Annotated in this window: 15 protein-coding genes and 1 pseudogene; 11 read left to right on the plus strand and 5 right to left on the minus strand. The window is 70.7% G+C overall.

Going from position 1 to position 12882, the window contains the following annotated elements:
* The first annotated feature begins 173 nt into the window (after positions 1-173).
* From ABT381_RS18740 to ABT381_RS18765, 6 genes are all read left to right on the plus strand, one after another.
* Complete coding sequence (locus tag ABT381_RS18740) at positions 174-509, plus strand: YnfA family protein (RefSeq protein WP_351595146.1); 336 nt, start codon at positions 174-176, stop codon at positions 507-509.
* Between the two features lie 136 nt (positions 510-645).
* Positions 646-1395, plus strand: a complete 750-nt coding sequence (locus ABT381_RS18745; RefSeq protein ID WP_351595148.1) for an SDR family NAD(P)-dependent oxidoreductase — start codon at positions 646-648, stop codon at positions 1393-1395.
* 56 nt (positions 1396-1451) lie between these two features.
* Positions 1452-1859 (plus strand): VOC family protein, encoded by a 408-nt coding sequence (locus ABT381_RS18750; protein WP_351595244.1) that lies wholly within the window; start codon positions 1452-1454, stop codon positions 1857-1859.
* An 85-nt stretch (positions 1860-1944) separates the two neighbouring features.
* Positions 1945-2391 carry a peptidoglycan-binding domain-containing protein gene (locus tag ABT381_RS18755; protein WP_351595150.1) on the plus strand — a complete coding sequence of 149 codons (447 nt, stop codon included), beginning with the start codon at positions 1945-1947 and terminating at the stop codon, positions 2389-2391.
* Between the two features lie 269 nt (positions 2392-2660).
* The gene (locus ABT381_RS18760; protein WP_351595151.1) at positions 2661-3098 is read left to right on the plus strand and encodes a hypothetical protein; all 438 of its coding nucleotides are present in this window, start codon (positions 2661-2663) and stop codon (positions 3096-3098) included.
* 29 nt (positions 3099-3127) lie between these two features.
* The gene (locus ABT381_RS18765) at positions 3128-3535 is read left to right on the plus strand and encodes a hypothetical protein (RefSeq protein ID WP_351595154.1); all 408 of its coding nucleotides are present in this window, start codon (positions 3128-3130) and stop codon (positions 3533-3535) included.
* Here the strand turns inward: ABT381_RS18765 and ABT381_RS18770 are convergent.
* The gene (locus ABT381_RS18770) at positions 3516-4523 is read right to left on the minus strand and encodes a DMT family transporter (protein ID WP_351595156.1); all 1008 of its coding nucleotides are present in this window, start codon (positions 4521-4523) and stop codon (positions 3516-3518) included. The two genes, ABT381_RS18765 and ABT381_RS18770, sit on opposite strands and share 20 nt — an antisense overlap.
* Entirely contained in the window at positions 4520-5125 is a 606-nt protein-coding gene (locus tag ABT381_RS18775) for a TetR/AcrR family transcriptional regulator (RefSeq protein WP_351595158.1), read from the minus strand. The genes ABT381_RS18770 and ABT381_RS18775 overlap by 4 nt, the downstream gene beginning before the upstream one ends.
* A gap of 261 nt (positions 5126-5386) precedes the next feature.
* On the opposite strand from ABT381_RS18775, the gene ABT381_RS18780 reads away from it, so the two are divergent.
* From ABT381_RS18780 to ABT381_RS18790, 3 genes are all read left to right on the plus strand, one after another.
* Positions 5387-7513, plus strand: coding sequence for an ATP-binding protein (locus ABT381_RS18780; protein WP_351595160.1), 2127 nt, complete (start codon positions 5387-5389; stop codon positions 7511-7513).
* A gap of 95 nt (positions 7514-7608) precedes the next feature.
* On the plus strand, positions 7609-8100 hold the full coding sequence (locus tag ABT381_RS18785) for a DUF2975 domain-containing protein (RefSeq protein WP_351595163.1): 492 nt from the start codon (positions 7609-7611) through the stop codon (positions 8098-8100).
* A complete protein-coding gene (locus ABT381_RS18790; RefSeq protein WP_351595166.1) occupies positions 8100-8321 on the plus strand; it encodes a helix-turn-helix domain-containing protein in 222 nt (73 codons plus the stop codon). The genes ABT381_RS18785 and ABT381_RS18790 overlap by 1 nt, the downstream gene beginning before the upstream one ends.
* A gap of 271 nt (positions 8322-8592) precedes the next feature.
* Here ABT381_RS18790 and ABT381_RS18795 read toward each other — a convergent pair.
* The 3 genes and pseudogenes from ABT381_RS18795 to ABT381_RS18805 form a co-directional block, all read right to left on the minus strand.
* Positions 8593-8910 (minus strand): annotated as a pseudogene (locus tag ABT381_RS18795) (RtcB family protein); the annotation flags it as partial.
* An 11-nt stretch (positions 8911-8921) separates the two neighbouring features.
* Positions 8922-9311 (minus strand): Rv1352/Rv1906c domain-containing protein, encoded by a 390-nt coding sequence (locus ABT381_RS35890; protein ID WP_502965711.1) that lies wholly within the window; start codon positions 9309-9311, stop codon positions 8922-8924.
* A gap of 186 nt (positions 9312-9497) precedes the next feature.
* On the minus strand, positions 9498-10691 hold the full coding sequence (locus tag ABT381_RS18805; protein ID WP_351595172.1) for an RtcB family protein: 1194 nt from the start codon (positions 10689-10691) through the stop codon (positions 9498-9500).
* A gap of 207 nt (positions 10692-10898) precedes the next feature.
* Between ABT381_RS18805 and ABT381_RS18810 the strand changes: the two genes are divergently transcribed.
* Together ABT381_RS18810 and ABT381_RS18815 are read left to right on the plus strand one after the other, a co-directional pair.
* Positions 10899-11984, plus strand: a complete 1086-nt coding sequence (locus ABT381_RS18810; RefSeq protein ID WP_351595175.1) for a hypothetical protein — start codon at positions 10899-10901, stop codon at positions 11982-11984.
* A gap of 151 nt (positions 11985-12135) precedes the next feature.
* On the plus strand, positions 12136-12849 hold the full coding sequence (locus tag ABT381_RS18815) for a DUF3558 family protein (RefSeq protein ID WP_351595178.1): 714 nt from the start codon (positions 12136-12138) through the stop codon (positions 12847-12849).
* Positions 12850-12882: the final 33 nt, after the last annotated feature.

Consider the following 12882-nt stretch of genomic DNA (forward strand, 5'->3'; position numbering starts at 1 on the left):
GCCGGCCGCGTTCGACATCTCCGCGGGCTGCGCGGGCTTCGGTTACGGCCTGACCCTGGCCAAGGGCATGATTGGGAGCCGGCCACGACGGCGGCGGCACCGGGCCGGGGGTGAGCCCCGGCCCCGGCCCACCGGGGCGGACGGCCGGCCTCCGCCCGGCATACGCTGCGCGCATGTCGATCGTCCGCTCCGCCGTGCTCTTCGTCCTCGCCGCTTTCCTGGAGATCGGCGGCGCCTGGCTGGTCTGGCAGGGCGTACGGGAGAGCCGCGGCTGGATCTGGGCGGGCGCGGGCGTACTGGCCCTGGGCGCGTACGGCTTCGTCGCCACGCTCCAGCCGGACGCCGACTTCGGCCGCATCCTCGCCGCGTACGGGGGCGTCTTCGTCGTCGGCTCGCTGGTCTGGGGCATGGTCGCGGACGGCTACCGGCCCGACCGCTGGGACGTCACCGGCGCCCTGGTCTGCCTGGCCGGCATGGCCCTGATCATGTACGCGCCGCGGGGCCGCTGAGCATCCGGCGGGCCACCCGAGGTCCCGCCTGCCGGGTCCGCCGCGGCTGCCCGGCCTGCATATCCTGAGCGCGTACCGCAACTCGCACGCCAAGTAGGCGCGTACGCCCGTACGCCCGCAGTCCCGAGGAGCACGCATGTCCGCCGCCGCCCGTACCGCCGTCGTCACCGGAGCGAGCAGCGGCATCGGTGCCGCGACCGCCCGGCAGCTCGCCGAGGCGGGCTATCGCGTGATCCTCGCCGCGCGCCGCAAGGACCGCGTCGAGGCGCTGGCCGCCGAGCTCCCGCACGCCGAGGCGTACGCCCTCGACGTCACCGACCGCGCCGCCGTCGACGCCTTCGCGGCCTCCCTGGACCGCTGCGACGTCCTGGTCGCCAACGCCGGCGGCGCGCTGGGCACCGACCCGGTGGCCACCGCCGACCCGGCCGACTGGCGCGCGATGTACGAGGTCAACGTCCTCGGCGTGCTCAACGTGACACAGGCGCTGCTCCCCGCCCTGACCGCCACCGGCGACGGCACGGTCGTCGTCCTCTCCTCGACGGCCGGGCACGGCACGTACGAGGGCGGCGGCGGTTACGTGGCCGCCAAGCACGGCGCGCACGTGCTCGCCGAGACGCTCCGCCTGGAGCTGTGCGGCGAGCCCGTACGCGTCATCGAGATCGCGCCCGGCATGGTCCGCACGGATGAGTTCGCGCTGACCCGCTTCCGCGGCGACGAGGCGAAGGCCGCCAAGGTGTACGAGGGCGTCGCCGAGCCGTTGACCGCCGAGGACGTGGCCGAGACGATCGCCTGGGCGGTCACCCGCCCGGCCCACGTCAACATCGACCTCCTCGTCGTCCGCCCGCGCGCCCAGGCGTCCAACACGAAGGTCCACCGCGAGTCCTGACCGGCCCGCACTCCCAACGAAGGAGCACCACCATGCGTACCGGCACCCCGGCTCCCGTGACCGTCACCGCCTTCGACCACCTGGTCCTCAACGTCGCCGACGTCGAACGCGCGCTGGACTTCTACTGCGGCCCGCTCGGCCTCGAACCGGTACGGGTGGACGAATGGCGGGCCGGCGAGGTGCCGTTCCCCTCCGTGCGGGTGAGCCCGACGACGATCATCGACCTCGTACGGGCTCCGGAGGCGGCGCCCGACGAGGACGGCGTCGCGCACCACTCCAATGTCGACCACCTCTGCCTGGTCGTCGCACCCGTGGACTGGCAACAGGTCGTCGACTCCGGGGTGTTCACCGTCCTGGACGGCCCCGGCAAGCGCTTCGGCGCCCGCGGCACCGCCGAGTCCCTGTACGTCCAGGACCCGGACGGCAACACGGTCGAACTCCGCTGGTACCCGGCGGACGCGTAGGACCGGTAACCCCGCACGAGGATCCTTCACAAGATCCACAACGCTCACTTCACATGGTTTTCCCGCCGCTGGGAACGCGAGCAGCGTGAGCACTTTCCGTATCCCCACTCCCCGTTTCCGCAGGCCCGGCAGGGCCCTCAAGCGTGCGGCCGTACTGGCCGCGGGCGCGGGCCTGTTGACCACCGGCCTGCTCGCCAGCCCCGCGTCCGCCGCGATGGGCGACAACGTCGTGCACGGCCCCGCGGCCTGCGCCTTCTCCGAGGACCGCGGCACCGTCTCCCTCGGTGCGGCGGGCGACCAGGTCTCCCAGGTCCAGTGCCTGCTGGCCAACCGCCAGTACCTGGGCTGGAACAACCTCAGCGGCACCTTCGACGCCAACACCATGGCGGCCGTGGCCCACTTCCAGTCCGACCACGACCTCGTACCGAACGGCGTGGTCAACCCCACCACCTGGCTCGCCCTGTACCAGGCCGGCGCCCCGGCCGGCCCGGTCAACTCCCCCGGCCAGCCCGCCCCCCAGCCCGCCGCCTGACCCACGCCCCACCGCCACACCTGAAAGGGCCGGCCCCCCACCGGGGCCGGCCCTTTCTGCGCTATCGCCCCGCCCTACTGGCCGGGCATTGCGCCGGGGCGTGCGCGGCGCACTGAAGTCGCAGCTCACGCTGCGGTTCCAGGTTTGAAGTGATCACTGTGACTCGTTCGGAGTGACAACCCGCCAACCCTCTGCCGATCACACCGCGTGTCGGCTTGCATGTTCTCCGTGACGACGCTCGTCCGGGCGGTCACGACACGGAGGAAGTCATGCGCAAATCCATCAGGACGCCGCGCGGCGTCATCGCGACGATCGCGGCCTTCGGCGTGCTGGCGATGGGCGTCGTCGGCGGTGTCGCCATCGCCGACGACTCGCCCGTCAAGGCCCAGGCCCCGCACGCACGGGCGTCCGCCCTGGTCAATGAAAACGGCACCCGCAAGCAGTCCCAGGGCATCAAGGCGATCAACAAGCCCGGCGCAGGCGTGTACTGCGTGACCTTCGACGACGCGGCCAAGATCGATGTGGCCAGGAGCACCCCGGTCGCCACCATGGCCCCGGAGACGCACGGAAAGCCGTGGGGTCACACCGTCGTGCTCTCCACCGCCCCCTCGGCCTCCTGCGGCAGCGCCGCCGACACGCTCACCGTCTACACCGGCAACAGCCAGTACGGGCTGCACGACTACGCCTTCTTCCTCGTCGTCCCGTAACCCGCCTCGGCCCGAAAGGAAGCATCCTCATGAACGTCGGCACCCTGTTCAAGCGCTCCGCTGCACTGACAGCAGCCGCCCTGATCTCACTGCCCGCCCTGGCCGGCACCGCCGCGGCCGCCCCGCCCGAGATGTACGCCCCGCACGCCCAAGCCGCGGCCCAGGTCGCGGCCAACGGCACCCTGCTCGCCGCCAAGAACGTCTCCTCGTCCTGGCTCGTGGGCAAGGCCGGCTACTGCGTCGTGGTCTCCGACCCCGACGTCACCCTGAACGACGCGGTCGTGGTGGGCACGACCAATGACGGCCAGGGCACGTACAGCATCGACGTCAGACGCGAACCGACCTCCACCTGCGGCAACAGGAAGAACGCCATCACGGTGTTCACCGCCTACGGGACCACGGCGAACCCGGTGAAGTTCACCGTCGCCGTCCTGTAACGGCCGCCCGCCCCGCTGCTCTCCTGGCGCCCCGCCAGGAGAGCAGCGTCATCGCGCTCCCGGAAACGGACCGCGTCGGTGTGGTGAGGACGGCCAGGCAGCCGACGACGAGTGCGATGCCGAACCAGCCCAAGGCGGGCAGGCGTTCGCCGACGACCAGCACGGCGAGTACGGCCGCGACGGCCGGTTCGAGCAGCGAGAGGGTGGTCGCCGTGCTGGCGGGGACATGCGTCAGCCCCCAGCCGAACAGCACGTAGCCCGCGAACATGGGCACCAGCGCCATGTAGGCGCCGACGGCCGCGTGGGGCCAGGAGCTGATGAGCGGGGCGCCGGTGCCCAGGAGCACGGGCACGAGCAGTAGCCCGCCCAGCCCGAAGACCGCGCCCATCGCCGCGCGGGAGCCGACCCCGCGGCTGATCAGCCGGTGCGCCGCCCAGGAGTAGAGGGCGTAGGTCACGGCGGCGATCAGGCCCAGCGCCACACCGAGGACGGTGGCACCCAGGGAGACCGTTCCGGGCTCGTCATGTGCCCGCGTGGCCTCCGCGACGCAGAGCATGACGGTGCCCAGCAGGCCGAGGGCCGCGCCGAGCATCCAGCGGCGGGTGAGCCGGCGCCGGTCCACGACGCGTTCGATCACGGCGGAAGCCAGTGGGGCCGTGCCGATCGATATCACCGTTCCCACGGCTACCCCGGCCAGCCGCATCGAGCTGTAGAACGCCAGGGGGTAGATCGCCACCGCCACCGCGCCCAGCAGCACGGTGCCGCGCTGTGCACGCAGCTCCGGAGCCCGGCGGACGATCCGAGGCGCGGCCACCAGGGCCTGGAGCAGTCCGCCCAGCCCCATCGCGACAGCCCCGATCGCCAGGGGTCCCACGGCCGGGGCGAGGGTCGCCGCGGTACCTGTGGTGCCCCACAGCACGGACGCCGCGAGCACGCACAGCGATCCCGCGCCCACCGAGCGGGCCGCGTGCCCGCCGGGCCGCCTCACAATCTGTCCAGCAGGTCCGCCGCCATCGTGCGGGCGTGCTGCAGACGAGTGCTGTCGCCCTCCAGGCCGGCGCGGGCCATCGCGCCTTCCAGCAGGAACGCCAGCTGCTCCGCCGTCGCACGCGCTTGGCCGGGGCGCTCGGGCAGCAGCTTTTCGAGATGGCCGGCGAGCAGGGCCTCGACGTCCTCCTTGTGGCGGCGCACCAGGGCCCGCCCCTCGTCTCCGGCGGGCAGCTCGGCGGCCGCGTTCAGCAGGCCGCAGCCGCGAAAGCCGTGCTCGTAGGCGAACGCCGCGTGATCGGCGTAGGCGTCGAAAACCGCGAGCACGCCACCGCGCGCGTCCTGGGCCTCCCCCAGCCGCGCCCGGTACAGCCCCAGCCACTCCTCGTGCCGGGCCTCGAGGTAGGCCCGCACCAGGTCGGCCTTGGAGGAGAAGTTGTTGTACAGGCTCTTCTTCGCCACGCCCGCTTCGGTCGTGAGGGTGTCGATCCCGGTCGCCGACACGCCATCGGCGTAGAAGCGCCGCGCCGCGGCGGCCAGCAGCCGCTCCCGGGCCGCCCGCCGCCTCACGGGCCCCGTCGTCCCCTTGTCGATGTCGCTCATCACGCCCCAAAGTAGGTAGGTCGGCCTACCTACTATAACCATGAGGGGCAGGCGCGGCCGAGGGCAACGGCACAGGCCCCCGCTGCCAGGCTCAGGCCCGGTCCGGTCCCGGTCCGGTCGTTAGGTGTCGCGCAAAAGCAAGGCTTTACGGTGAATGCCGAGTTCTTCGGTCTTTTTCCTTCGCGCAGTGCGCAGCGTGGCGGCAGTCGACACAATTTCCGTCCCTGCACGGATCATCCGCAGGGCCGGGGAAGGACGATCGTGACGGGTGACCAGCGGCAGGCGGGCAACCTGCCGGCGGCGAAGACGAGGATGGTGGGCCGCCGGGACGAACTGGCCGAGGTGCAGCGGCTGTTCGAGGGAGCGGCACGGCTGGTGACGCTGACCGGGGCCGGCGGGGTCGGCAAGACCCGCCTCGCCCTGGAGGCCGCGGCCGTACTCCGGCCCCGGTTCCGGGACGGAGTGTGGCTGGTCGAGCTCTCGCCCCTGCGCCGAGGGGCGCTGCTGGCACACACCATCGCCGAAGCCCTGCCCCTGGCCGACCAGACCACCCGCCCGGTGATCGACGTACTGGCCGACTACCTCGCCGACCGGGAACTGCTGCTGATCCTGGACACCTGCGAGCACCTGACCGACGCCTGCGCCCTGGCGGCCCAGGTACTGGTGCGGGCCGCGCCCGGCCTGCGGATCCTGGCCACCAGCCGCCGCACCCTGAACCTGCCCGGCGAGAACGTGCTCACCGTCGAGCCCCTGCCGGTGCCCGAGCCCGACGATCCGGCGGCGGCGCAGGCGGATGCCGTGGTGCTGCTGGCCGAGCGGGCCGCCCGTACTGTCCCCGGCTTCACGGTCACCGGCCCCGGCGAGCGGGCCGATCTGGTGCGGCTGTGCCGACGCCTGGACGGCCTGCCGCTGGCCATCGAACTCGCCGCTGCCCGCCTGGGCGAGCTGTCGGTCCAGGAACTGACCGAGCGGCTGGAAGACCGGTTCGCGGTCCTGGGCACCACCGACGAAGTGGTGGAAGAGGCCGAGCCCCCCTGGCACCAGGCACTGCGCACCGCCATCGGCTGGAGCCACCAGCTGTGCACCCCGGCCGAGCGGCTGCTGTGGGCCCGGCTGTCCGTCTTCGCCGGCACCTTCGATGCCCACGGCGCCATCCGGATCTGCGCCGACGAGCAGCTGCCCGCCCAGCGCCTCAGCGCCCTGCTCGCGGCCCTGGTGGACAGGTCGCTCCTGGTCTGGGAGCCGACCGGAGCCGGGGAGCGGTACCGGATGCTGGACACCCTGCGCGAGTACGGCGCCGGCTGGCTGCGCCTCCTGGGCGAGGAGTACACGTTCCTCTGCCGTCACCGGGACCACTACCGGACGCTGGCGCACCGGGCGGAGGCCGCCTGGATGGGGCCGGATCAGCTCACCTGGCGCGACCGGATGGTCGCCGAACACGCCAATATCCGGGCCGCGCTGGACTTCTGCCTCACCGAGAACGACGGGCACAGCGCGCTGGAGATGGGCGGGGCACTGTGGTTCCTCTGGTACGCCTGCGACTTCGCCAAGGAGGGCAGGCACTATCTGGACCGGGCGCTGATCCTGGAGCCGGCCCCCGGGCCGGCCCGTACCAAAGCGCTGTGGTCCTGCGGCCTCGCCGCCTTCGCTCAGGGCGACTTGGAGTCCAGCCTCCGCCTCGCCACCGCCTTCCGGAAGGCCGTGGCCGAAGAAGCCGATGGGACCGGCCCGGTCGCCGCTGCCTTCCTGGAGGGCGCCAGTCTCACGGTGAGCGGCCGGCAGACCGAGGCCGCCGAGGTGCTCGACGCGGTACCGAGCAGCCGTCCGGCCGGCGGGCGGTACGACGCGGCGTGGGTCCTGACACGAGGTGTCAGGGCTTTCACCCACGTCTATCTCGGACAGTTCGCCCAGGCCGCGGCCGTCGCCGACGAGATGTGCGCCGAAGGCACCCGGCACGGCGAAACGTGGTTCCGCGCCTACGGGTACTACCTACGCGCCCTCGCCACGCTGGGGCTGGGGCGTGCGGAGGAGGCCGCGACCCATGCCCGCACCGCCCTGGACGCCAAGTGCCGGCTCCGCGACACCCTCGGCATCGCCATCACCGTCGACGTCCTCGCGTCCGCCGCCCTCGCCTCCGGCCGCGCCGAGGAAGCCGCCCGGCTCCTCGGCATCGCCGACCGGACCTGGCACACCCTCGGCACCCCCCGACTGGGCTCCCCCGAGTTCCTCGACGCACGAAACACATGCGAGGCGCAGCTCCGCCGGCTCATCGGGGACGACTACACGACCGCGTTCCACACCGGCTACCACACCGAACCCGACACCGGTATCGCCTACGCCCTGCACGGCCCACGTCCCTCACAGCCCCTCCCCGCACGCGCAGACTGACCCGTCTCGGGCGGTCCCCGGCCGAACCTCCCAGCCCTTGCCTCACCTATCGAAATTCGATAGATTCCCATCGTAATTCGATGGGAGGATGAGCCATGGGAAAGCTGACAGTGGTTGCGCTGCGCGCCGTGCTCGTCGTGGTGCTCGCCGGCACCGTGTTCGTACAGGCATCGATGATGTGGGCGTTGGTCAGCGGGAGCGACCCGGAGGACGGGTCGCTCCCGCTGACCCCGCTGCGCGTGATCACGATCCTGGGCATGGTGTCGGTCCAGGTCGCCCTGGTCTGCGTATGGCGGCTGGTGACGATGGTGCGACGCGGAACCGTGTTCTCCCACACCGCCTTCCGGTACGTGGACGTCGTGATCGGCGCGATCGTGGCGGCCGCCCTCCTGTGGTTCGCGGTCACGGCCCTCAATGCGCCGGGCCAGCGGGCCGACCCGGGCGTCACCGTCATCATGGGCGGGGTTGGCGTGGCCATCCTGGGCGTCGCGCTCCTCGTGCTCGTGCTGCGGACGCTGCTCGCCCAGGCCGTCGCGCGCGACGTCGAAGCGTCGCGGATGCGGGCCGAGTTGGACGAGGTGATCTGATGCCGATCGCCGTCGACATCGACGTGATGCTGGCCAGGCGAAAGATGTCCGTGGGCGAGCTCGCGGACCGTATAGGGATCACTCCCGCCAACCTGGCGGTACTCAAGAACGGCCGCGCCAAGGCGGTGCGCTTCGCGACGCTCGCCGCGCTCTGCGAGGTGCTCAAGTGCCAGCCGGGCGACCTGCTGCGCTGGGAGGCCGAGGACACCGCGGGCGGATGACGCGCCCCAGGGCGGGCGTGCAAACGCCTGGCACCACCGGACAGTGACGCGGGACGTGGGCCGCATGGACGTGGATCGCCGATCACCCGCAGCACCCTTCCAGCGCGGAGCAGGAGCCAGCCACGGCCACCTGGACGGCGTACACGTTCTGCGTGCTGGAGCAGTAGCACCGGACGGCAGCGGGTGAGCCTGCTCCTCGGCGCGGGCTCAGAGGAGAACGTTCCGGACCGACGTCGGCCCGGAACTCGTTCTCCGGATGAGCGGCCACGCGTCAGCCCTTCACGCACACCACCTGCTTGAGCTTGGCGACGACCTGGACCAGGTCGCGCTGCTGGTCGATGACCTTTTCGATGGGCTTGTACGCGCCGGGGATCTCGTCCACGACGCCCGAGTCCTTACGGCACTCCACGCCCCGCGTCTGCTCCTCCAGGTCCTTGGTGGAGAAGCTCTTCTTCGCGGCGTTGCGGCTCATCTTCCGGCCCGCACCGTGCGAGGCGGATTTGAAGGACTTGGCATTGCCTAGCCCACGGACGATGTAGAACTCGGCGCCTATGGAGCCAGGGATGCCCCACTCGCCATTTTTGTCTCGCTCGGTCAGCGTTAGCCGACCTTCACCCAGTCCTGGCAACCCTGCGTTTTGAACAGCTTGTCCGAGGCGCTGATGTTCACGACAGACTGGCCGCTTGGGTTGCCATTCGCGATGATCGAGGTTATCTCGCCCTTCGCGTCCTTGGCGCGTTCCCAGTAGCAGTTCGGCAAGTCCTTGTCGGACGGGCCGGCTGTTTTGTAGGTGCCCGGCTTGATGTCCTTGCCCACTTCGTACTCGCCGTCCCCCCTAATTGTGCCGGACGGCGCCTTCGACGGAGCTTGGGATGACTTCTCCGTCGAAGCGCCCCCTGATGGATTCCCCCCGTTAGAAGCTGAACTGCCGCAGGCAGCTGCACCCGCCAGCGCCCCGGCCACAGCCACGGCCGCAAAGATCTTTTTCATAATGGCCTTCTCGGGACAGATCCCGCGATGAAATAACACCGCTATTCGAGTGTTACTCCAGTTGCGGGCCCGCGCATCTTGGCCTAGTGCACAGTCGCCCCCCAAGTGGCCAACCTGCGACACGCACAGCGCGAGACCCCAGGCCACCCGCCTCAGGCAACGGTGTGTCCTGACAGCGATTTACGCTCAGCCCTTCACGCACACCACCTGCTTGAGCTTGGCGACGACCTGGACCAGGTCGCGCTGCTGGTCGATGACCTTTTCGATGGGCTTGTACGCGCCGGGGATCTCGTCCACGACGCCGGAGTCCTTCCGGCACTCCACGCCCCGCGTCTGCTCCTCCAGGTCCTTCGTGGAGAAGCGCTTCTTCGCGGCGTTGCGGCTCATCTTCCGGCCCGCGCCGTGCGAGGCGGAGTTGAAGGACTTCTCGTTCCCGAGGCCCTTCACGATGTACGAGCCCGTGCCCATCGAGCCGGGAATGATCCCGTAGTCCCCGCTCCCGGCCCGGATCGCGCCCTTCCGCGTGACCAGCAGGTCCATGCCCTCGTACCGCTCCTCCGCCACGTAGTTGTGGTGGCAGGAGATCACCGGGTCGAAGGTGGGCCGGGCCTTCTTGAATTCCTTGCGGACGACGTCCTGGAAGAGGGCCATCATGATCGCGCGGTTGTGCTTGGCGTACTCCTGCGCCCAGAACAGGTCGTTGCGGTACGCCGCCATCTGCGGGGTGTCCGCGATGAAGACGGCGAGGTCGCGGTCGACCAGGCCCTGGTTGTGCGGCAGCTTCTGGGCCTCGCCGATGTGGAAGTCGGCGAGCTCCTTGCCGATGTTCCGGGAGCCGGAGTGCAGCATCAGCCAGACGGCGCCGTCCTCGTCCAGGCAGAACTCGATGAAGTGGTTGCCCGAACCGAGCGTTCCCATCTGCTTCGTCGCCCGCTCCTGGCGGAACTTGACCGCTTCGGCGATGCCGTCGAAGCGGGACCAGAAGTCGGCCCAGCCGGCCGTCCCGTAGCCGTGCAGCCGGCCCGGGTCCACGGCATCGTCGTGCATGCCGCGCCCCACCGGGATGGCCTCCTCGATCTTCGAGCGGAGGCGGGAGAGGTCGCCGGGCAGGTCGTTCGCCGTCAGTGAGGTCTTGACCGCGGACATGCCGCAGCCGATGTCGACGCCGACCGCCGCCGGGCAGACCGCGCCGTGCATGGCGATGACCGACCCGACCGTGGCGCCCTTGCCGTAATGCACGTCCGGCATCACGGCGAGGCCCTTGATCCACGGCAGCGTCGCCACATTGCGCAGCTGCTGCAGCGCGGCACCCTCGACCGTGGCCGGGTCGGCCCACATGCGGATCGGGACCTGCGCGCCGGGCACTTCCACGTACGACATGACTTCCTCGTTCCCCCGATGAGATAGACAACGGCAAACACCGCTAAAAGGCAGCAAAAGGCGCACAGCGGTAAAAACGCAAAAGCTGGATATTGCACCCGATCAGCGACAACGGACCGGCGGGTTCGGCGATGCGTGCGGTAGACATTGTGTCCATCAGCCGCTGCTCAGCGGCAACCGGATTTCGTACGGAAGGAGCCGGTGACGGTGCAGCGAAGGTCGTCCGTACGAGGGGCCGCGGTGGCGGCTGCCGTGGCGCTGGCCACCATGCTCACCAGCTGCTCCGGCAGCTCGGAAACCGATACGGGGGCCGAGGACGCCAAGGGCGGTGACAGCACCTCGTCGGCGCCCGTCGCCGAGCCGGGCAAGTTCGACTCGCTCCCCGAGCCGTGCGGACTGCCCGGCCGGAGCATGCTGCGCAATCTGCTGCCCACCGACGGCAGCCCGGAGACCCGCGCGGAGGCCGACAAGATCTACCGCGGCCGGGCCGACATCACCTTCGACACCGACCGCCGGGTCGGCTGCCACTGGAAGCGGGAGACCTCCGAGGGCACCCGCCACCTGAACATCGACCTGCAGCGCGTGGTGTCGTACGACGGCTCCGTCAGCGACGACGACAAGGCGCAGGAGCTGTACGCGAAGAAGCAGCTCGCGGCCCACATCCCGGGCGACACGGCGAACACCCCGCCGGCCCACACCCCCACCCCGTCCACGAGCAAGGACAGCAAGGGGAGCAAGGACAGCAAGAGCACCGGCGGCGGCAGCGGTACTGGTAACGGCACCGGCACCGGTTCCGGTAAGGGCACCGCCGACAGCGGCACCCGCCCCTCCGGCGGGGAGGGCCCCGTCGCCGATCCCTCGGCCCACCCGTCCGCCGGCGCGCCCGGCCACCAGAAGGCCGACACGTCCGAGACCGCCGGAAACACCCCCGGCAAGGGCTCCGGCACCCGTACGGCCGAAGGCGACTCCCCCGATTCCCCCGGGTCCCCCAGCTCGTCCGGCTCTCCCGACCCCTCCGGCTCCCCCGGCTCCGGTTCCCCCGACGACACCGCGAGCCTCGCGCCGCGTCCGCTCGGCGACCTCGGCGACGCGGCCTTCCTGGACGACGCGCTGGTCACCGCCGACTCCGGCCTGCACCGCGACGTCACGGTCGTCTTCCGGTCCTCGAATGTGATCGTCACCATCGAGTACGACCAGTGGTCCACCGGCAGCTCCGTCCTCCCCGACCGCCGCGAGCTGCAGGAAAAGGCCCAGACGCTGGCCGCCGAGCTGGCCGCGCACTGGACCGAATGACCGGTTACGGTCGGATTGACCGGTTACCGTCGGCGAGTAACGACACGAATCGGCGACCGGCACCCGTCCGCCGCGTACCGTGCGACGCAGGGGCCACCCGGGCCCTGCGCGCGGAACGGCCGCTCGCACGACGACGAACAGCGAAGGAACCATGCACCGTTCAGCCAAGCGACTCGCCAGCTACCTCGCCTGCGCAGCCGTACCGGTGATGCTCGTCGCCGGCTGCTCCGACGACTCGGACAAGGGCTCGGGCGGCGACACCGCCTCGAAGTCCGCGGCCCCGAGCTCCTCGCCCAAGGTGGCGCCGGGCAAGTTCAAGAAGCTCCCCGACCCCTGCAAGGCCATCACGAAGGACCGCGTCAAGAAGATGCTGCCCGCCGTGAAGGACGAGAGCGGCGAGGAGGGGAAGAGCAGCGACACCTCCGCGCACGGCACCTGCACCTGGAGCAGCGAGGAGCGGCAGGGCAAGGGCGGCATCAACGGCACGCAGTTCCGCTGGCTCGCCGTCAACCTGCAGCGTTACGACTCCGACCCCGCGCTGGGCTCCGGCGACAAGCGGGCGACCGGCTTCTACAACAAGCAGGTCGACGCGGCCAAGAGCACCAAGGACGCCAAGAACGTCAAGAGCGAGCCCGCCAAGGGCATCGGCGACCAGGCGACCACGATCACGTACGACCTGAAGAAGGACGGCAACGACTTCAAGAACCAGACGGTCGTCGCCCGTACCGCCAACGCCGTGGTCACCATCAACTTCAACGGTGCGGGCCTGGCCGGCGCGAAGAGCCCGGACGACAAGGAGATGCTGGCGGACGCGCAGGAGGCCGCGAAGCAGGCCGCCAACGCGATCGCCCAGGCGAACAAGTAAGCACATATCCGCACGCGGGCGTACCACTCGGGT

This window comes from Streptomyces sp. NPDC000151, assembly GCF_040301705.1.
Taxonomy (GTDB): Bacteria; Actinomycetota; Actinomycetes; order Streptomycetales; family Streptomycetaceae; genus Streptomyces.

Coding starts and splice junctions, on each gene's coding strand:
- ABT381_RS18785 (WP_351595163.1), top strand. CDS start 7,609: ATGGGAAAGCTGACAGTGGTTGCGCTGCGCGCCGTGCTCGTCGTGGTG.
- ABT381_RS18745 (WP_351595148.1), top strand. CDS start 646: ATGTCCGCCGCCGCCCGTACCGCCGTCGTCACCGGAGCGAGCAGCGGC.
- ABT381_RS18765 (WP_351595154.1), top strand. CDS start 3,128: ATGAACGTCGGCACCCTGTTCAAGCGCTCCGCTGCACTGACAGCAGCC.
- ABT381_RS18790 (WP_351595166.1), top strand. CDS start 8,100: ATGCCGATCGCCGTCGACATCGACGTGATGCTGGCCAGGCGAAAGATG.
- ABT381_RS35890 (WP_502965711.1), bottom strand. CDS start 9,311: ATGAAAAAGATCTTTGCGGCCGTGGCTGTGGCCGGGGCGCTGGCGGGT.
- ABT381_RS18815 (WP_351595178.1), top strand. CDS start 12,136: ATGCACCGTTCAGCCAAGCGACTCGCCAGCTACCTCGCCTGCGCAGCC.
- ABT381_RS18740 (WP_351595146.1), top strand. CDS start 174: ATGTCGATCGTCCGCTCCGCCGTGCTCTTCGTCCTCGCCGCTTTCCTG.
- ABT381_RS18775 (WP_351595158.1), bottom strand. CDS start 5,125: ATGAGCGACATCGACAAGGGGACGACGGGGCCCGTGAGGCGGCGGGCG.
- ABT381_RS18760 (WP_351595151.1), top strand. CDS start 2,661: ATGCGCAAATCCATCAGGACGCCGCGCGGCGTCATCGCGACGATCGCG.
- ABT381_RS18805 (WP_351595172.1), bottom strand. CDS start 10,691: ATGTCGTACGTGGAAGTGCCCGGCGCGCAGGTCCCGATCCGCATGTGG.